The organism is Brenneria sp. L4-2C, assembly GCF_040240335.1.
Lineage (GTDB): Bacteria > Pseudomonadota > Gammaproteobacteria > Enterobacterales > Enterobacteriaceae > Brenneria.
The window spans coordinates 327,346-346,562 of the sequence record NZ_JBEIAC010000003.1; the positions used below are offsets into that span (position 1 = coordinate 327,346).

Here is a 19,217-nt window from a genome sequence, read left to right on the forward strand (position 1 = left end):
CATCACTCACAGCGATTTGTTATGGGCTGCGCATATGATCCAAAAAAACCTTTCGCAATATATTCCTGTTGAATCCGCTTCGGTCTCACCGCTTCCCGATTCGCCCCTGAATTACAGCGACGAGATGCTGAATTGTCAGGCGCTGAAGCAACGGCTGGAGCAATTTCAGGTTTGGCTGGGAACCGAGTTTAAATCAGGCGTCAGCGCGGAAACCTTGATCGAGGCCAGAACACAATTTATCGATCACCTATTGCAACGACTGTGGCTGTTCTATGGCTTTGATAAAATAGAACAAACTGCGTTGCTGGCCGTGGGCGGCTATGGGCGCGGCGAATTGCACCCGCTTTCCGATATCGACGTGCTGGTGCTCAGCCAGGAAAAACTCAGCCAACGGGATTCGCAGCGCGCGGGAGAGTTTATTACCCTGCTGTGGGATCTCAAGCTTGAAGTCGGTCACAGCGTCAGAACGCTGGAAGAGTGTTTGCAGGAAGGTCGCGCCGATATTTCCGTCGCGACCAATCTGATTGAATCGCGCATGATCTGCGGCGATGTCGCGCTGTTTCTCAATCTGCAAAAACAGGTGTTCAGCGATACATTCTGGCCTTCGGCGAAATTTTTTCCGGCAAAAATCGCCGAGCAGTACGAACGGCATCAGCACTACCACAGCACCAGCTACAACCTTGAACCCGATATCAAAAGCAGCCCCGGCGGGTTACGCGACATCCACACCCTGCTGTGGGTCGCCCATCGCCATTTCGGCGCCACCTCGCTGGATGAAATGGTCGGCTTCGGTTTCCTGACGGAAGCGGAGCGCAAAGAGCTCAACGAATGCCAGAGTTTTCTATGGCGCATCCGATTTGCGTTGCATTTGATAGTGACGCGCTACGACAACCGCCTGCTTTTCGACCATCAGCTCAACGTCGCGCATCTCCTGCAATATCAGGGGGAAGGCAATACGCCGGTAGAGCGCATGATGAAAGATTTCTACCGCGTAACAGGCCGCGTCAGCGAACTGAATCAAATGTTGCTGCAACTGTTTGATGAAGCGATTCTGGCGCTGGAGGCCAATGAAAAACCCCGCGCAATCGATGACGAATTTCAACTGCGCGGCAACCTGATCGACCTGCGTGATGAAACCTTGTTCGTCCGTAAGCCCGAAGCGATCATGCGCATGTTTTACCTGATGGTGCGCAACCAGGAAATTACGGGCATATACTCCAGCACGCTGCGCCAGTTGCGTCATGCGCGTCGACACCTCGCCAGCCCGCTGTGCGCCATCCCCGAGGCCCGGCAGCTGTTTATGAATATTCTGCGTCATCCGCATGCGGTAAAACGCGCCCTGCTTCCTATGCATCGTCACAGCGTGTTATGGGCCTATATGCCGCAGTGGGGCAATATCGTCGGGCAAATGCAGTTTGATTTATTTCATGCCTACACCGTCGATGAACACACGCTGCGGGTATTGCTGAAACTGGAAAGCTTTGCCGATGAGGAAAACCGTACCCGCCATCCGCTGTGCGTGGAACTGTATCCGCGGATCCCTCAGCCTGAACTGCTGCTGCTCGCCGCGCTGTTTCACGATATCGCCAAAGGCCGCGGCGGCGATCACTCCGAGCTCGGCGCCCAGGATGCGCTGGAGTTCGCGACGCTGCACGGACTGAGCTCACGGGAGGCGCAGTTGGTTTCCTGGCTGGTGCGGCGTCATTTGCTGATGTCCGTCACCGCGCAGCGCCGCGACATTCAGGATCCGGCCGTTATTCAGCAGTTCGCCATCGAAATGCAGAGCGAAACGCGCCTGCGCTATCTGGTTTGCCTGACCGTCGCGGATATCTGCGCCACCAACGAAACCCTGTGGAACAGTTGGAAACAGAGTCTGTTGCGCGAACTCTATTTCGCGACGGAAAAACAACTGCGTCGGGGAATGCAAAATACCCCGGATTTACGCGAACACGTGCGGCGTCATCGTTTACAGGCGCTGGCGCTGCTGCGCATGGATAATGTCGATGAAGAGGCGCTGCGCGATATCTGGAGCCGCTGTCGCGCCGACTATTTCCTGCGGCATTCGCCGAGCCAGCTCGCCTGGCACGCCCGCCATTTGCTGGCGCACGATATGAGTAAGCCGCTGGTATTAATCAGCCAGCATGCCTGCCGGGGCGGCACGGAAATCTTTATCTGTAGTCCGGATCGGCCTTATCTGTTTGCCGCGGTGGCCGGCGAGCTGGATCGGCGAAACCTCAGCGTCCATGATGCCCAGATCTTCACCAGTCGTGACGGCATGGCGATGGATACCTTCATTGTGCTGGAGCCGGACGGCAGCCCGCTGGCGCAGGACCGTCACGAAACCACGCGCTATGCCCTTGAACAAGCGCTGACGCAACGTCATTATCAGCCGCCGCATGCGCGGCGATCTTCGCCGAAATTGCGCCACTTCAGCGTGCCGACCGAGGTCAATTTCCTGCCGACCCATACGGACAGGCGCAGCTATATGGAGCTTATCGCGCTTGATCAGCCGGGATTGCTGGCCCGAGTCGGCGAAATTTTCGCCGATTTTAATCTCTCGCTGCACGGCGCCCGCATATCCACCATTGGCGAGCGGGTAGAGGATTTATTTATTCTGGCGGATAGCGATAGACGCGCACTGAAACCGGAATTACGCGTTAAACTGCAAGAACGGTTGACAGAAGCCCTAAACCCAAACGATAAAGTAACATCGAGTTAATTTTCACAATCAGGAAAGAGAAAACAGGATGCATCAACAACTACAAAACGTTATCGAAAACGCTTTCGAGCGCCGCGCCGAAATCACGCCGGCCAACGTAGACGCCGTGACGCGTGAGGCGATCAATCAGGTTATCGGCCTGCTGGACAGCGGCGCGCTGCGCGTAGCTGAAAAAATCAACGGCCAGTGGGTCACGCATCAATGGCTGAAAAAGGCCGTGCTGCTCTCTTTCCGCATCAACGATAATCAGGTAATTGAAGGCGCGGAAACGCGCTACTACGATAAAGTGCCGATGAAATTCGCTGATTACGACGAGGAACGTTTCCAACGCGAAGGTTTCCGCGTGGTGCCGCCGGCCAGCGTGCGTCAGGGCGCCTTTATCGCCCGCAATACCGTTCTGATGCCTTCTTACGTCAACATCGGCGCTTATGTCGATGAAGGCTCAATGGTTGATACCTGGGCGACCGTAGGTTCCTGCGCGCAGATTGGTAAAAACGTTCATCTGTCCGGCGGCGTCGGCATCGGCGGCGTTCTGGAGCCGTTACAGGCGAATCCGACCATCATTGAGGACAACTGCTTTATCGGCGCGCGTTCCGAAGTGGTCGAAGGGGTGATCGTTGAAGAAGGTTCCGTCATTTCTATGGGCGTCTTCATCGGCCAGAGCACCAAAATTTACGATCGGGAAACCGGTGAAGTACATTATGGCCGCGTACCGGCGGGTTCGGTGGTCGTTTCCGGCAACCTGCCGTCTAAAGATGGCAGCTACAGCCTGTATTGCGCCGTCATTGTGAAAAAAGTGGACGCGAAAACCCGCGGTAAAGTGGGTATCAACGAGTTATTGCGCACCATCGACTAAACGGCCTGTCGGCGGGTTATCGTTAACCCGCCGTTTTTCTATCCTGCCGTCGCGGCGACCCTGAAAAATCGTGGGCTATCACAGATGAACCCGGTCGTTTAACAGTATGCTGGTTGAATTATTTTAAAATTAAAAAGGTCGCACTATGTATGACAATCTGAAAAGCCTCGGTATTACCAATCCAGATGATATTGATCGCTATAGCCTGCGTCAGGAAGCCAGTAATGACATCCTGAAGATTTACTTTCACAAGGATAAGGGCGAATTTTTCGCCAAAAGCGTGAAGTTCAAATACCCGCGTCAGCGTAAAACCATTTTGGCGGACAATTCCGGTCAGGGTTACAAAGAAATTAATGAAATCAGCCCTAATCTACGTTATGTCATTGATGAACTTGATCAAATCTGTCAGAACGAGCAGACGGATGTGGATCTGAAGCGCAAAATCCTTGACGACCTGCGTCACCTTGATAGCGTGGTATCGAACAAAATCGCCGAGATCGAGGCCGATCTGGAAAAGCTGACTAAAAATCGCTAATGGCGACGGACATGATAACGACAACGGGAGCGGAGACGCTCCCGTTTCGCATTCAGGCCTGACGGGCTTCGACCAGCGATAGCCACTGCTCCACCCACGGACAGGAAATCACTTCCGGCTCCGGATGTTCAACCGCGTCAATTTCCAATCTCTCGCCGACGCGTTTGGCGCCGATTTCCTGCAAAAGTTCGTCAAACCGGCGACCGCCGCCACAGAAATTTTCGTAGCTGCTGTCTCCGAGCGCAATCAACCCGTAGTGCAATTCTGGCTGATAGCCGCCCTGTTCGCGTAAAGCGGCGTACAGCGGCGCGATGGTATCGGGAAGGTCTCCCTGCCCGGTGGTTGATGTCACGACCAGCACGTCGTGCTCGCGGTAGCTCAGAAACGACTCCAGCGACGCATCTTCATAAACCTTGACCTCATGCCCGCGCTCTCTGAGGATATTTTCCGCTTCTTCGGCTACCAGCAGTGCATTTCCGTAGACCGTGCCGACAAAAATACCAATCTGCGCCATGATTTCCGACTCCCTTTTTTTATTTAATACCAGATGAAATACTATTCGCTATCCTGACCCGACGCCGCTGGAAACTCAACCCTTTCAAAGTCAGGGAGAATACCCTGCCAGCCGAACCGCGTCATAACGCCCTGCCATGGCGCATCCCAACGCGCCTGTAGCGTGAGTTCTCTCCCGCTCGCCGGATGCGTCAGGCTCAGTCTGCTGGCGTGCAACATCAGCCGGTTGCAGGCGAAATGCGTTCCCATACCGCGATTCTGCCGCAGATCGCCATGCGTGCTGTCGCCAATAATCGGATGGCGGAGATGCGACATGTGACGACGCAACTGGTGTTTGCGCCCGGTTTGCGGCGCGAGTTCCAGCAGGCTGTAGCGCGAGGTGGGATAACGCCCGATGGCCACCGGCATCTCCGCCTGGGCCAGCGTGCGATAATGGCTCACCGCAGGCTGCGGCGCCTTATCCTGATTGGCGTATTTATCGGCGATTTTATCCAGCTCTTCCGTCAGCGCGTAATCAATCACGCCATCGTCAACCACATAGCCACGGACGACGGCATGATAGATTTTCCGCATCCGATGCTGCTCAAACTGTTGCGACAATGAACGCGCCACATCGCTGGATAAAGCCAGTAACAGCACGCCGGATGTGGGCCTGTCCAGACGATGAACGGTATAAACGCGCTGACCAATCTGGTCGCGCACCGTCTGCATCACCACCACTTTTTCTTTGCGATCCAGCCAACTGCGATGCACCAGCCAACCGGCGGGCTTATTTACCGCGACCAGGTGCTCATCCTGATAAATAATCTCAAGCATCGCCGTCGTCGTCGGTTGAATTTGGCTGATCGCCAAACAGCGCATCAAGTTGGGCGATCTGCGCCAGAAGCGGCTCGATATCGGACGCAGCGCCTTCCAGCGCTTCTTCAAAATAGGGCGACAGCGAAAAGCCCATCGGCAACGGCGCGCCGCTGTCAAGCAGCGCATGCATACGGGGCAGCAGCACCCACTGTAACCACTGCTCGGCACGCATGGTATCAATGCAAAAGGGCTCATCGCTGGCAAAAGCAGCGGATTCAGGCGGCGATTGCTGCCAGAAAGGACTGTTTCTTAACACGCGTTCGACGTCAAACAAAGACTGACGAACCTGATCTTCTAAACTCATGCGTTTCTCACCATTGAAGCCGCTTGCGGTTGGCGGCAAAGCATAGCATTGATAATAGTCTCGCCCAAAATTCGTATTCCGGCGTACTATGCAGGCAAAAAAATGGGGGTACTGATTGCTCAGTACCCCCGATTCGTTTCATAGCCATCCCGCTACACCTTTGCGTCCCTGCTCATCCTTGAAAACTTTTCCTTGGTGGTCTTCCTAACCGACAATCCTTGCTGGCGTCCAACTTTCTTCCTGACTTACCCATCCTGTATCATCCATGACTCAATCCCTTTAGGCTCCTGCCCCACCAGGACTTCCTGCCCGGCTCCCAATCTCCTTCCTGGAGGTGTCCTTATTTCATCCTGAAACGTCCTGTCCTTTTATCGGTGCCTGATAATTATCCTTAAATCTCAAGCAACCGTTTACTAACTTGAGTAATAAGATGTATTAATTGTTTGGATTCAGCAAGAGGCCAGGGACAATGTTTATCAATCCCCGTCGGGGAACAAAGAAAAGAAATAACGTTAATTGACTAATTAATAATGAAAAAATAAAGACAAAGCCTAATATTCACGTGAAAGATGAGAGATGTCTTACAGCAAATGTAAGAGATCTCTCACAACAGCAAAAGTGAAACATGATTAATGATTAGATCGTTGACGGACGTAGCCTGGACAGAAAATCGGTCAGCGTCGGCGCCAGCACCTGATGTTTCTTCGTACCGAACTCTTCCAGAATCACTTGCCCGGAAACATTGCAGAGCGAAATCATCGTCATTTCGGAGTCGGTTGTCGCCAGAAATAACGTCGGGGGCAGTTTTAAACGCTTTTGCGTCAGCAGATGGCCGATCAGATTTTCCTGCATGCGCGTGAAATCGTCCTCACTCCAGACCTGCAATAACACGCACGAAATCGCCTCGAATTGCGCCGTCATATCGCCGGCATACTGCGACGTATAGAAAGCATGAACATCCGGGTGCAGACTGATATCCAGCGCACGCTCCACGCCGTCCAGCATTGCGTCGGGCAAAAACGGCTGCGGCAACCAGTAAACTTCGTCGTCCCGAGTGTCGGTAATACACGGGGAAGGAACGCCGTACAGCGCCGCGCTCGCGGGCGGACGTCCCGTTTCCTGCCGCCATAATTCGACATAACGTTGGGTAAAGGCGGCCAGGGCCTGAGGAACCTCATAATCCATAATTTTTTCTCATCATTCTATTAGTCAGGTTACACTACGCGTATCCGTTCTTTCTTACATCAGGGTAGCCGTATGTCCGTTTACGACAAGCATCAGGCGCTAAGCAATCTGACGCTCGGGAAATCGACACCTTATCACGATCGCTACGATGCCGGTTTATTACAACCGGTGCCGCGTAGCCTGAACCGCGAACCGCTCGGCATCTTCCCGCAGAACCTGCCGTTTCATGGGGAAGATATCTGGACGCTTTACGAGCTGTCCTGGCTGAATAAAAACGGCGTGCCGCAGGTCGCCGTGGGCGAAATGCATCTGGATGCCGCCAGCCTGAATCTGGTTGAATCCAAAAGCTTCAAACTTTACCTGAACAGCTTCAACCAGAGCGTATTTGATAGCTGGGACAGCGTACGCGCTACGTTAATCCACGATCTGAGCCAGTGCGCCCAGGGCCGGGTCGATCTGACGTTATTTAAACTCAGCGAGCTGGAAGGTCAGCCGATTGCCGGCTTGCACGGCGAGTGTATCGACGATCAGGATATTCTCATCGACAACTACGAGTTCAATGCGGACTACCTGGCGACGGACGATGCTGATGATACCCAGGTGGAAGAGACGCTGGTCAGCCATTTGCTGAAATCCAACTGCCTGATCACCCACCAGCCCGACTGGGGTTCGGTACAGATTCATTATCGCGGCAAACGCATTAACCGGGAAGCGCTGCTGCGTTATATCGTGTCATTCCGTCACCACAATGAGTTTCATGAACAGTGCGTTGAGCGAATTTTTAACGATCTGATGCGTTATTACCAGCCCGAGCGACTCAGCGTCTACGCCCGCTACACTCGCCGCGGCGGATTGGATATCAATCCGTGGCGCAGCAACGTCCGGTTTTCCGCGCCTGTCGGGCGTCTGCCGCGTCAATAAATGCGTAACGTTACGCAACTTCTGTAGCCCGCGGCCATCATTATTGGAAAAAATGATGGCCGCAGGCTAAGGTGGAGCACTGAGAAAGATTACGTTCCCATCGCGCCGCATGAGACGAATGCCGCCTGTCGGCATTCATGAACCAGCAAAAGCGATTGGATGACCTCCCACCCGGGAGCCTCGCTTCCGACTGTCGGGACATGCGATCGTCAAACAGACGGACTCATGCCCGATATGCGCCTGGAAGATGACGGGTATACTGCGTTTAAAGGAGCAAAATTGATTACACATATCAGCCCGCTGGGGTCTATGGATCTGCTATCGCAGTTGGAAGTGGACATGCTGAAAAGCAGCGCCAGCAGCGATCTCTATCGGTTATTTCGTAACTGTTCCCTGGCCGTATTAAATTCCGGCAGTCAGACGGATAACAGCAAAGAGCTGCTTTCCCGTTATGAAGACTTCGATATCAACGTGCTGCGCCGTGAACGCGGCGTCAAGCTCGAACTGGTTAATCCGCCCGAAGACGCCTTTGTCGACGGCTATATTATCCGTTCGCTTCAGGCCAACCTGTTCGCCGTGCTGCGCGATATTCTGTTTGTTAACGGGCAAATCACCGACGCCGGTCGTTACTACAACCTGAACCTGGAAAACTCCGCCCATATCACCAATCTGGTTTTCTCTATTTTGCGTAACGCCAGAGCGCTGCACGTTGGCGAAGAGCCGAATATGGTGGTGTGCTGGGGCGGACATTCAATCAATGAAACCGAATATCTCTACGCCCGTAAAGTGGGCAGCCAGCTCGGTCTGCGCGAGCTGAACATCTGTACCGGCTGCGGCCCCGGCGCCATGGAGGCGCCGATGAAAGGCGCCGCCGTCGGGCATGCCCAGCAGCGCTACAGAGACGGACGTTTTATCGGCATGACCGAACCGTCCATCATTGCCGCCGAGCCGCCGAACCCGCTGGTCAATGAACTGATCATCATGCCGGACATTGAAAAACGGCTGGAAGCCTTTGTGCGTATCGGTCACGGCATCATCATCTTCCCCGGCGGCGTCGGTACGGCGGAAGAATTCCTCTATTTGCTGGGGATTATGATGAATCCGGAAAACAGCGAACAGGTGCTGCCGATCATTCTGACCGGGCCGGAAGAGAGCGCCGATTATTTCCGCGTATTGGATGAGTTTATTGTCGGCGCCTTAGGACGTCAGGCGCGCCGTTATTATTCCATCATTATTGATGATGCCGCGGAAGTCGCCCGCCAAATGAAAAAAGCGATGCCGTTGGTCAAGGAAAGCCGCCGACATACGGGCGACGCCTACAGCTTTAACTGGTCGTTGCGTATCGCCCCCGACTTACAGATGCCGTTCGATCCCAGCCATGAAAATATGGCCAACCTCAACCTGCACTTCGATCAACCCACTGAGGAACTGGCCGCCGCTCTGCGCCGCGCGTTCTCTGGGATTGTGGCCGGCAATGTGAAGGAAGTGGGGATCCAGGCCATCGAACAGCAAGGGCCTTATAAGATCCATGGCGACACGCAGATCATGAAAAGCATGGACAAATTGCTTCAGGGGTTCGTTGCCCAGCAACGTATGAAACTCCCCGGCAGCGCGTATATCCCCTGCTATGAAATCTGCGCTTAATGCCGGCAAGCCCACCCGTCGCTAGATAGCCGTCGGCGAAAACCCGCGCGGGGAAGCGAACCTTCCCCGCAGACACGGACGACACCTGAGGAACACGCCTATGCCTGTACATTTGCTGATTGTCGATGCGCTGAACTTGATACGTCGGATTCATGCGGTACAAGGCTCCCCCTGCGTCAGCGCCTGCCAGCATGCGCTAAACCAACTGCTGCAACACAGTCGGCCGACCCATGCCGTCGCCGTCTTTGATGATGAAGATCGAAGCGCCGGTTGGCGTCATCAAATATTACCCGACTACAAAGCCGGGCGTTCCCCCATGCCGGATAACCTTAAGCAGGAGCTTGCGCAAATCCGCGCCGCATTTGCCGCAATGGGCGTAACAAGCTGGCATTCTCCCGGCAATGAAGCCGACGATCTGGCGGCGACGTTGGCCTGCAAAGTCGCGGAGTCCGGGCATCAGGCGACGATCGTCTCCACCGATAAGGGCTACTGTCAGCTATTGGCGCCGACCATTCAAATCAGAGATTACTTTCAAAAGCGCTGGTTGGATCTGCCTTTCGTACAGCAGGAGTTCGGCGTTTTACCGCAGCAGCTCCCCGACTACTGGGGATTAGCCGGGATCGGCAGCAGCAAAATTCCCGGCGTCGGCGGCATCGGCCCGAAAAGCGCGGTGCAGTTGCTGCAACAGGCTGGCAGCCTGGACGCGCTTTATCAGCAGTTGGACAGCGTGCCGGAAAAATGGCGCGGCAAGCTCCAGCGACAACAGGAAATGGCCTTTATCAGTCGCCGGGTCGCGACGCTCAGCCGGGATCTGACGCTGGACGGCAATCTTCAGCAGTTACGGTTGCCGCAGCAAAATCCTTAATCCCGGCTCTCCGGTCATGGTGGGCGGGGAACCGGTTTCCGCTGGCGCTTCGGTATCGCCGGCGATGCCCGCCTACCAGACGGCATTGATACGTTCTTGTCAGCAACGAAGGTAAATTTTACCGCTCATCGCGCCGGCCCGGCACGGCCGCCCAGAAACGGCGGGCGTGGACGGTGACTTCCTCGCGGTCATGGTAGAGCTGTTTGGCATGCACTTCCGCATTAATGCCATTTTCCTCCAGCCGCTCGCGAAGTAACGCCAGATTCTGCGAAACTTCCTCATAGCGTTTTTTCATCGGCAGCTTCAGGTTGAAGATCGCCTCCCTGCACCAGCCTTTTACCAGCCAGTCGGCGATCAGGCTGGTGACCTTGGCCGGTTTTTCCACCATATCGCATACCAGCCAGTAGACGTTGTTACGCGGCGGTTCAAAACGAAAACCATCAGCCTGATGATGCATCACCTGTCCGGTATCCATCAGGCTCGACGCCATGGGGCCGTTATCCACGGCGTATACCATCATGCTGCGTTTTACCAGTTGATAAGTCCAACCGCCGGGGCAAGCGCCCAAATCAACGGCATACATACCGCTGCCAAGACGTTCATCCCATTCGTCGGCGGGAATAAATACGTGAAAAGCTTCTTCAAGCTTTAACGTTGAACGGCTGGGCGCGTCAGACGGAAACTTGAGACGAGGAATGCCCATATAAAACGGCGAATTATTGTTGCCGTGGGAATATCCCACATAACAGCAACCCGGCGCGATAAACAGCACGTGCAGCACGGGCCGATCGGCCTTTTCATAGCCCAACAGGATTTTATTTTCGCGCAGCGCGGCGCGCAAAGGCACGGTGAACTTGCGGCAGAACTTCATCAGTTCCTTGCTTTCATTGGTATCCGGCACTTCCACCCGCAGGTCGCCGGCGCGTTCAATCGCGCCCGTCAACATGCCGACGATCGGGGTAATGCGATCTTCCGGCGGCAGGTCGCGCAGCAATTCGCCGCCGACAAACATTTGACGGGCAAAAATCAGCTCATGAAACGGCAGTTCTTCGATCAACCGCTCGGCATCTTCATGCTGATAACACTCAAAGATCACATAGCCGCTGTTATCTTTCACCCGGACAAAACCATAGGCATTGTGTTGCGCGGCTTTCTCCGTTATTTCCGCCGCGCACTCTTTTTCAAACCCCGGACGGCAGTACAAAATCACTTTATTCATGGCGTTCAGCCTTTCTCTTCAGACGCAATGCGCCAACCAACATCAATAACCAGCCAATCAGAAAACAGAATCCGCCAATCGGCGTCACATAAACCCACAACTTCAGATGAGAAAGCGCCAGGCAATATAAGCTGCCGCTGAACAATACCGTACCCAATGCCAGAAAAACGCCGCTCCAGTAAAACCACAGATTGCTACGCTGATGCATCAAAACAGACAGCGCCAGGATAGCCAGCGTGTGAAACGCCTGATACTCCAGCCCGGTGCGCAACCAGTCGATCTCTGACGGCCCCAGCGTTTTGCTTAACACATGCGAAGCAAACGCCCCCAGGGCGACAAAAATAAAACCGCTGATAGCGGAAAAAATCAGCATAAAACGACTATTCATTATTGGTATCCAATTCAATGCCTACTCCGAAGGCGTCATTGTCTCTAAACAGCGCCCAGCGCCATACCCGCGATTGATGCAGCGCACTCGCAACGCCCACTCCCTCAGCGCGAACCGTTATCGTAACGAAAGCGAAACTTCTCTTGTTCATTGGCTGCACGGGCCAGAATCCAATGACGAAAGGCGGCTATTTTACCCAGTTCTGCCTGGCTGTCATGACATACCAGATAAAAAGCATTTTTACTGACCAAAACGTCATTAAACGGACAGACCAATCTGCCCGCTTCAAGTTCGCTCTGCGCTATCACATTATTCGCCAGCGCGACGCCCTGCCCGTGGATCGCCGCCTGCAATACCATAGCGCTGTGGCTGAAAATCGGCCCCTGCTGCACATTTATCTGTACGCCCAGTTGACGCGTATAAGCCAGCCAGTCCCGCCGCGAGGCGTCATGCAACAGCGTATGCGCGCCCAGATCGTCCGGGGTTTTCAAAGGATGCTCTCCGATCAGCAGCGCAGGCGAGCAGACGGGCAACAGATACTCGGCATACAGTTTTTCCACCCGCAGTCCCGGCCAGTTGCCTCGCCCATAAAAAATGGCGACGTCCACATCATCCGACAGGCGGTCTTCCTCGCGATCCACCGCCTGAATTCGCACATCAATTCCCGGATATTCCGCATTAAAGCTCAATAATCGCGGCACCAACCAGTGAATGGCAAAACTGGGAAGCAAACTCACGGTCAATGCGCCTTTGGCGCTGCGCGACTGCAATTTCCGGGTCGCTTCATTGAGGGAAGAAAAAATTTCTTTTATATCAAGATAATAACTTTGCCCCTCTTCCGTCAGCAACAGCGAGCGATTACGCCGACGAAACAATTTAAGCCCCAGGAAATCCTCCAGCGACTTAATCTGATGGCTGACCGCCGCCTGGGTGACGAATAGCTCTTCCGCCGCTTTGGTAAAGCTCAGATGACGGGCGGCCGCATCAAATACACGCAGGGAGTTGAGCGGGGGGAGACGTTTTGACATAAATGAAATTCTTTTATTTCCCGATAAATAGCACATGCATTAGGGCTATTTATCTATTAGTTTTTGTAATCCGAAACATTATAATTTGTCCATTGAGGATGTACCAGCAAATACCTATATTAGCGCAACTTCCTGAGCCGGAACGAAAAGTGCGGAGGGGTGACCTGAAGGGCTTTTGGCTTGTGGTTGTGATGTTGTGTTTGCTATTTATTTGTCTGTCTGTATGGATAAAAAGGCAGCCAGGCTGCCTTTTTTAATTTTCTATACTTTATCTTGTCTTCCTGTATTTACTCTGGCACCGCAGCTGCGGTGCTTTTTTTATCCCGATGCCGGTACGATTACTTCAGTTCGACCAATTCCTTCACATTATCACGGTTGATCTGCTGATGCTGACCATAAGCATCGGTGTAACTGATCAAGCCTGTTTCGTCATCAACGCTAGGTTTACCCTCGGCAACGATAGTGCGCCCATCATTAGTATGCAGAACATAATTACTGGAACAGGCCGCCAGAGAGAACGCCATGACAATAGCTGCAAAAATAGAGATTTTATTCTTCATAGTTAACTCCCATTGAATGAAAACGCCTTATCTTTAACCATCTACATCAATAAATTCTAAAAATTAACAATTTTAAGCATAGTAAGATTTAGCTATTTTTCCAGAAAATCGCGCTAAGTATCGTCCTAAACTTGTTTCATGCATGAAAATGGGACAGGATCTGACGCCCAAAAGAGGATGATCATGACACCGTTCAACGCCACAACTTTCCGCCGGCAGTTTCCCGCGCTTGCACATCCAGGGGTATACCTTGACAGTGCGGCGACCGCATTAAAGCCTCAGACGGTCATTGATGCCGTTCAACAGTTTTATTGCGAGGAAAACGGCACGGTTCATCGTAGCCAGCACCGCGCCGCGCAGTGGTTGACGCGGCGTTTTGAGCATGCCCGGGAACAGGTCGCGACATTTATTCATGCTGATGACCCGCGCGCCGTCGTCTGGACCAAAGGGACGACGGAAGCCATTAACCTGGTCGCTCAGAGCTATGCCCGTCCGCGCCTGCATCCGGGCGATGAGATCGTGGTCAGTGAAGCGGAACATCATGCCAACCTGATCCCCTGGCTGATCGTGGCGGAACAAACCGGCGCACGCGTGGTGAAACTGCCCATCGGGGCCGATTTATTGCCTGATATCCGGCAACTTCCCGCTCTGCTGAACGCCAGGACGCGGATACTGGCTCTGGGACAGATGTCGAATGTTACCGGCGGCATCCCCGATCTGGCCGCCGCGATCCGGCTCGCGCATCAATATGGCGCGGTGGCGATGATCGACGGCGCGCAGGGCATGGCGCATTGTCCGCCCGACGTACAGGCGCTGGATATCGATTTCTATGCGTTCTCGGGACATAAGCTGTATGCGCCGACCGGTCTCGGCGTGCTATATGGAAAAACGGCGTTGCTGGAAAGCATGGTGCCGTGGCAGGGCGGCGGAAAAATGATGACACAGGTCTCCTTTGACGGCTTTACGCCACAGTCGATCCCTCACCGTTTTGAGGCCGGCACGCCGCATATCGCCGGGGTTATTGGTTTATCCGCCGCGCTGACGTGGCTCTCGCAACAATCCTGGCGGACGGCGGAACAATACAGCCAACAGTTGGCGCGACAGGCGGAAAGCCGGTTAGCGCGATTCCCCGGTTTTCGCAGCTTTCGCTGCGCTGATTCCAGCGTGCTCTCTTTCGAGTTTGCGGGACTGCACCACAGCGATCTGGTCACGCTGCTGGCTGAAAGCGGCATCGCGCTGCGAGCCGGACATCACTGCGCGCAACCCTTAATGGCCGCGCTCGGCGTCAGCGGCACGCTGCGCGCCTCGTTCGCCCCTTATAACAATGAGCAGGATATCGACGCCCTGATTGCCGCCGTTGACACGGCATTTGAATTACTGACGGACTAACGAAGACCACCATGACTGAAATGACAGCTACGGCCCATCCTTTCGGCCGCCAGATAAGCGCCGATGACCTGAAAACTCGTTTCGAGGCCTGTCGTTCATGGGAAGAACGTTATCGGCAACTGATTTTATTAGCCAAACAGCTTCCTTCCCTGCCGGAAGCGTTCAAGACCGACGCGATTGCGCTGTCCGGCTGCGAAAATCGGGTCTGGCTGGGTTATCAACGTCAGGAAAACGGCACGCTGCACTTTTACGGCGACAGCGACGGGCGGATCGTGCGCGGATTGCTGGCGGTGTTGCTCACCGCGGCGGAAGGCAAAACAGCGGACGTCTTACTGCGCGAAGATCCGCTGGCGCTGTTCGATACGCTGGGGCTGCGCGCGCAGCTCAGCGCATCGCGCTCAAGCGGCTTAGCCGCGCTGGCCGCCGGAATACAGGCGATTGCGGCGCAGAGCGTCTGATCCCCGGACGATAAGGACGCCGTTGCCGCGCTGGCGGCTATTGCTCCGCCGGATTTTCGCCACCCGCCTGACGCGCGGCTTTCGCCATCATCTTTTTCAGCGCGTGGGAGACGGCGACGAAGCCGAACGTCGCGGTGACCATGGTTGCGGCGCCGAAACCCGAGGCGCAGTCCATACGCTTTACGCCTTCCGCCGTACTGCGTGACGCGCATACCGAACCGTCAGGCTGCGGATAAACCAGCGGCTCGCTGGAAAACACGCAATCAATCCCCAGTTTCCCTTTACTGTTTTTCACCACGTTGAAGTCATGTTTCAGTCGTTCACGCAGTTTAGCCGCCAGCGGATCCTGAATGGTTTTCGCCAGATCGGCCACTTCAATCCGCGTAGGATCGATTTGTCCGCCCGCGCCGCCCGTCGTCACCACCGGAATTTTGTAACGCCGGCAGTATGAGAGCAGCGCGGCTTTCGGCCGCACGCTGTCTATTGCGTCAATCACGTAACTGAAATTACGATCGAGTAATTCCGCCACGTTCTCAGCACTGATGAAATCATCCACGCAGGTGACTTTGCATTCCGGATTAATCGCCAGAATACGTTCCGCCATCACTTCCGTTTTCGCCTGTCCGGTGTGCTGACGCAGCGCATGAATCTGCCGGTTGGTATTACTGACGCACACATCATCCATGTCGATCAGGGTGATCGCGCCGATGCCGGTTCGGGCCAGCGCTTCCGCCGCCCATGAACCGACGCCGCCGATGCCAATCACACAGACATGCGCCGCGGAAAACAGCGCCAGCGCCTGCTGACCATATAAACGCGCGGTCCCCCCGAAGCGCTGTAGATAGGCTTCGGATAATTGCGTACTCATTACAACCAACCTTTACATAAGAAAAATCAGGGATTAACGGGAATAGCTGAAATCAGCGCTACGCCCGGTATCAGCGACCCCACCCCTCCCCTTCGCAGGGGAGGGAGAAAACCCGAAATTTTAATGCATTAGCGCCTCCCTTTGACAAGGGAGGCCGGGTGGAGGTTGCTGACGGCCAGGTTTCGAACTTTTTCATCAAACTCGCGCTCAACATCAGCGCACGACTAAAAAACCGAGCCAATCATAAAGGATCCGCGCGTTTAATGACAAACTATCCGGCAACGTGAAAAGCCCGCGGCATGAGAGCGTATCCTTTAAACCGGCACGACCTCGACCAAGCAGCTCATGGCATTCGGACCTTGCGTCAGCGAAGATGTCCCGATATCCAGCGTCAGCACGTTCGCATTGCCGGATTGCTCGACCAGGTGCCACGCTTTCTGCCCGAAGCCGGGTTCAAACCAGGCGCCGGTAGACATAATCACCACGCCGGGCATGACGCCATCGGTAATCTGAACGCCGGCCAGAATGCGGCCTCGCTCATTTCTGACCTCAACCTGGGAACGATCGTCAATCGCGCGGGCCGCCGCATCCTGCGGATGCATATAAAGCGTTTCCCTGCCCGCGGTCTTATTGGCTTCGACCTGCGGCGTCGTCGCCAGCTGGCTATGCAGCCGATCCGCCGGCTGGATGGAAATAAAGTGCAGCGGCCAGCTCTGCGTGGCGGGCGCGCCCAGCCATTCGACCGGCGGCCGCCATTCGGGATGCGGGGCGAAATCGGGGGCGTCATAGCCCGCGATGGTGGCGCTGAACAGTTCTATTTTACCGCTTGGCGTTTGCAGCGCATGCTGCTGCGGGTCGCGGCGGAAATCCTCAAAGAACACGAACGGCTTGTCATCTGTCGGGATCTCAACATGGCCTTGTCGCCAGAATTCGTCGAATGACGGCCAGGATTGCCCGGCTTCCTTCTGCCCTGCGCGGCACTCGTCATAGAGCGTGGTCAGCCACTCGCGCTCGCTGCGGTTTTGCGTGAAATCGCCCCAATAACCGAGCCGTTCCGCCAGTTCGCTGAAAATGTCAAAATCATGGCGCGCCTGATGCTGAGGCGCAATCGCCTGATGCATGGCGAAAATAAAGCGATCGCGAGAAGAACCGCCGATATCGTTGCGCTCCAGCGTCGTGGTCACCGGCAGCACGATATCGGCCATCTGCGCCGCCGGCGTCCAGACGATATCCTGCACAATCACCGTATCGGGCTTGCTCCACCCTTCCACCAGCCGATTCAACTGCTGGTGATGATGGAAAGGATTGCCGCCGGCCCAGTGAATCAAATGCACATCCGGATAGGTATGCGTTTCTCCCTGAAAGCGATATTCCTGACCGGGATTAAGCAACATATCGGCGATACGCGCGACAGGGATCGCCCGACCGGCATTAGCGCAGGAAGGCGACTTCGGCGCGGGCGTGGCGATACGTTCATTGCCGACGCTGTTCATTGAACCATGACCAAACGAGAACCCGCCGCCCGGCAAGCCAACCTGTCCCAGCATCGACGACAGGGCAATCATCATCCAGTAAGGCTGTTCGCCGCGGTGCGCGCGCTGAACGGAGTAGGAGCAGGTGATAAAGCTGCGCACGCCGATCAACTGCTTCGCCAGTCGCTCAATGCGCTCGGCCGGGATGCCGGTGATAGCGCTGGCCCAGGCCGGCGTTTTCGCCGTGCCGTCGCTGCGGCCGCTAAGATAATCCGTCAGTTGTTCATAGCCGACGCAGTAGCGTTGCACAAAGTCCTTGTCATCCGCGCCCAGACGTTGAATTTCATATCCCAGCGCCAGCATCAGGGCGACATCGGTATTCGGACGGATAGGGATCCACTCCGCATTGACGAATGCCGGACAGTCGTCGCGCATCGGGCTGATATTAATTACCGGGATCCCCTTCGCCACCAGGGTTTCCAGCGCCGGTTTCAGCGTATGATGCCCGGCGCCGCCGGAAGCCACCTGCGCATTTTTCAGCGCCAGTCCGCCAAACGCGAGGAAAATATCGCAATGCTCGGCGACGCTGCGCCACTCCGTCACCTTGCCGGTCAGCGGATGGAAGGTGCCGATCACATACGGCAGAAAAAACTGCGCCGCGCCCCAGCTGTAGTTACCCTGCTGATCCACCGCGCCGCCGCCGGCAAAGTAGAAACGGCGCACCTGAGAACGCGCATGATGAAAACGCCCGGCGGAAGACCAGCCATAAGAACCGGCGAATAGCCCATCGGCGCCATAACGTTCGCGAACGCGGCGGTTCTCTTCCGCCACCAGATCCAGCGCGACATCCCAGTCGACCTCAATAAAATCCTCTTTGCCGCGCAGCGACCCATCGCTTTTTTCACGTTTTTGCAGCCACGAGCGGCGTACGGCGGGCCGCCGGATCCGGCGTTCCGAATAGACCAGCGGCACAATGGAATCAAGCATGGCGGAAGGGGCGGGATCGTCCGCAAATGGCTCGCAGCGAATCAATTTCCCATCTTCAACAACGGCGGTAAACGCTCCCCAGTGAGCCAGGTGTGGATAACGCTTAATCGACATGACGACCTCATGAATAATGAGCAGGATATATAATAGCCTGAACTATACCCAATCAGGGAAACAGTGAATAGTTTTATATAAACAGTCATAAATCAGCTAACAAAAGTTAATTATCGGCAATAAATTAATGACCGACGCAAATAACCATAATAAACATAATGAAATAGATAAAAGAATGCGCGTCGCGGCAACGCGGCTTACGTCAGTAAGCGCGCAAGGCCAGCGCGCCTGCGGTCTGAAGCCTTATACGGCGCGTAAATAGCATCTCCTGATATATTCGTTCGCCGGGCAAAAAAATATCCCTGCAAATAGCAGGTTATTTTTGATTTGATAT

Annotated in this window: 18 protein-coding genes; 8 read left to right on the forward strand and 10 right to left on the reverse strand. The window is 54.9% G+C overall.

What is annotated here, in order from left to right:
* The first annotated feature begins 34 nt into the window (after nucleotides 1-34).
* The 3 genes from glnD to ABRZ26_RS07595 all read left to right on the forward strand — a co-directional run bounded on the left by glnD (nucleotide 35) and on the right by ABRZ26_RS07595 (nucleotide 4,110).
* A complete protein-coding gene (gene glnD / locus ABRZ26_RS07585) occupies nucleotides 35-2,719 on the forward strand; it encodes a bifunctional uridylyltransferase/uridylyl-removing protein GlnD (RefSeq protein ID WP_319603639.1) in 2,685 nt (894 codons plus the stop codon).
* A 28-nt stretch (nucleotides 2,720-2,747) separates the two neighbouring features.
* Nucleotides 2,748-3,575 carry a 2,3,4,5-tetrahydropyridine-2,6-dicarboxylate N-succinyltransferase gene (gene dapD / locus ABRZ26_RS07590; protein WP_319603640.1) on the forward strand — a complete coding sequence of 276 codons (828 nt, stop codon included), beginning with the start codon at nucleotides 2,748-2,750 and terminating at the stop codon, nucleotides 3,573-3,575.
* Between the two features lie 145 nt (nucleotides 3,576-3,720).
* Nucleotides 3,721-4,110: a DUF3461 family protein gene (locus ABRZ26_RS07595; RefSeq protein WP_319603641.1), complete on the forward strand. Its 390-nt coding sequence runs from the start codon at nucleotides 3,721-3,723 to the stop codon at nucleotides 4,108-4,110.
* 52 nt (nucleotides 4,111-4,162) lie between these two features.
* Here the strand turns inward: ABRZ26_RS07595 and ABRZ26_RS07600 are convergent, their stop codons facing one another.
* From ABRZ26_RS07600 to syd, 4 genes are all read right to left on the reverse strand, one after another.
* Complete coding sequence (locus tag ABRZ26_RS07600) at nucleotides 4,163-4,624, reverse strand: flavodoxin (protein ID WP_319603642.1); 462 nt, start codon at nucleotides 4,622-4,624, stop codon at nucleotides 4,163-4,165.
* A gap of 41 nt (nucleotides 4,625-4,665) precedes the next feature.
* Nucleotides 4,666-5,439, reverse strand: a complete 774-nt coding sequence (gene truC, locus ABRZ26_RS07605) for a tRNA pseudouridine(65) synthase TruC (RefSeq protein ID WP_319603705.1) — start codon at nucleotides 5,437-5,439, stop codon at nucleotides 4,666-4,668.
* Nucleotides 5,432-5,785: a YqcC family protein gene (locus tag ABRZ26_RS07610; RefSeq protein ID WP_319603643.1), complete on the reverse strand. Its 354-nt coding sequence runs from the start codon at nucleotides 5,783-5,785 to the stop codon at nucleotides 5,432-5,434. Before ABRZ26_RS07610 ends, truC begins: the two co-directional genes overlap by 8 nt.
* Before the next feature lie 636 nt (nucleotides 5,786-6,421).
* On the reverse strand, nucleotides 6,422-6,970 hold the full coding sequence (syd, locus tag ABRZ26_RS07615) for a SecY-interacting protein (RefSeq protein WP_319603644.1): 549 nt from the start codon (nucleotides 6,968-6,970) through the stop codon (nucleotides 6,422-6,424).
* A 72-nt stretch (nucleotides 6,971-7,042) separates the two neighbouring features.
* Between syd and queF the strand changes: the two genes are divergently transcribed.
* From queF to xni, 3 genes are all read left to right on the forward strand, one after another.
* Nucleotides 7,043-7,891: an NADPH-dependent 7-cyano-7-deazaguanine reductase QueF gene (queF, locus tag ABRZ26_RS07620; RefSeq protein ID WP_319603645.1), complete on the forward strand. Its 849-nt coding sequence runs from the start codon at nucleotides 7,043-7,045 to the stop codon at nucleotides 7,889-7,891.
* A 279-nt stretch (nucleotides 7,892-8,170) separates the two neighbouring features.
* Nucleotides 8,171-9,535: a nucleotide 5'-monophosphate nucleosidase PpnN gene (gene ppnN, locus ABRZ26_RS07625; protein WP_319603646.1), complete on the forward strand. Its 1,365-nt coding sequence runs from the start codon at nucleotides 8,171-8,173 to the stop codon at nucleotides 9,533-9,535.
* A gap of 100 nt (nucleotides 9,536-9,635) precedes the next feature.
* Nucleotides 9,636-10,400, forward strand: coding sequence for a flap endonuclease Xni (xni, locus tag ABRZ26_RS07630; RefSeq protein ID WP_319603647.1), 765 nt, complete (start codon nucleotides 9,636-9,638; stop codon nucleotides 10,398-10,400).
* 118 nt (nucleotides 10,401-10,518) lie between these two features.
* Here the strand turns inward: xni and rlmM are convergent, their stop codons facing one another.
* The 4 genes from rlmM to ABRZ26_RS07650 all read right to left on the reverse strand — a co-directional run bounded on the left by rlmM (nucleotide 10,519) and on the right by ABRZ26_RS07650 (nucleotide 13,595).
* Nucleotides 10,519-11,619, reverse strand: coding sequence for a 23S rRNA (cytidine(2498)-2'-O)-methyltransferase RlmM (gene rlmM, locus ABRZ26_RS07635; protein WP_319603648.1), 1,101 nt, complete (start codon nucleotides 11,617-11,619; stop codon nucleotides 10,519-10,521).
* Complete coding sequence (locus ABRZ26_RS07640; protein ID WP_319603649.1) at nucleotides 11,612-12,007, reverse strand: DUF423 domain-containing protein; 396 nt, start codon at nucleotides 12,005-12,007, stop codon at nucleotides 11,612-11,614. The genes rlmM and ABRZ26_RS07640 overlap by 8 nt, the downstream gene beginning before the upstream one ends.
* Before the next feature lie 104 nt (nucleotides 12,008-12,111).
* Nucleotides 12,112-13,035, reverse strand: a complete 924-nt coding sequence (locus ABRZ26_RS07645) for a transcriptional regulator GcvA (RefSeq protein WP_319603650.1) — start codon at nucleotides 13,033-13,035, stop codon at nucleotides 12,112-12,114.
* A 338-nt stretch (nucleotides 13,036-13,373) separates the two neighbouring features.
* A complete protein-coding gene (locus ABRZ26_RS07650; protein WP_319603651.1) occupies nucleotides 13,374-13,595 on the reverse strand; it encodes a YgdI/YgdR family lipoprotein in 222 nt (73 codons plus the stop codon).
* A gap of 183 nt (nucleotides 13,596-13,778) precedes the next feature.
* On the opposite strand from ABRZ26_RS07650, the gene csdA reads away from it, so the two are divergent.
* On the forward strand, nucleotides 13,779-14,984 hold the full coding sequence (csdA, locus tag ABRZ26_RS07655; protein WP_319603652.1) for a cysteine desulfurase CsdA: 1,206 nt from the start codon (nucleotides 13,779-13,781) through the stop codon (nucleotides 14,982-14,984).
* Between the two features lie 11 nt (nucleotides 14,985-14,995).
* Nucleotides 14,996-15,442, forward strand: coding sequence for a cysteine desulfurase sulfur acceptor subunit CsdE (csdE, locus tag ABRZ26_RS07660; RefSeq protein WP_319603653.1), 447 nt, complete (start codon nucleotides 14,996-14,998; stop codon nucleotides 15,440-15,442).
* A gap of 37 nt (nucleotides 15,443-15,479) precedes the next feature.
* Here the strand turns inward: csdE and tcdA are convergent, their stop codons facing one another.
* Nucleotides 15,480-16,310, reverse strand: coding sequence for a tRNA cyclic N6-threonylcarbamoyladenosine(37) synthase TcdA (tcdA, locus tag ABRZ26_RS07665; RefSeq protein WP_319603654.1), 831 nt, complete (start codon nucleotides 16,308-16,310; stop codon nucleotides 15,480-15,482).
* A 314-nt stretch (nucleotides 16,311-16,624) separates the two neighbouring features.
* Complete coding sequence (locus ABRZ26_RS07670) at nucleotides 16,625-18,883, reverse strand: molybdopterin guanine dinucleotide-containing S/N-oxide reductase (RefSeq protein ID WP_319603655.1); 2,259 nt, start codon at nucleotides 18,881-18,883, stop codon at nucleotides 16,625-16,627.
* Nucleotides 18,884-19,217 lie beyond the last annotated feature (334 nt).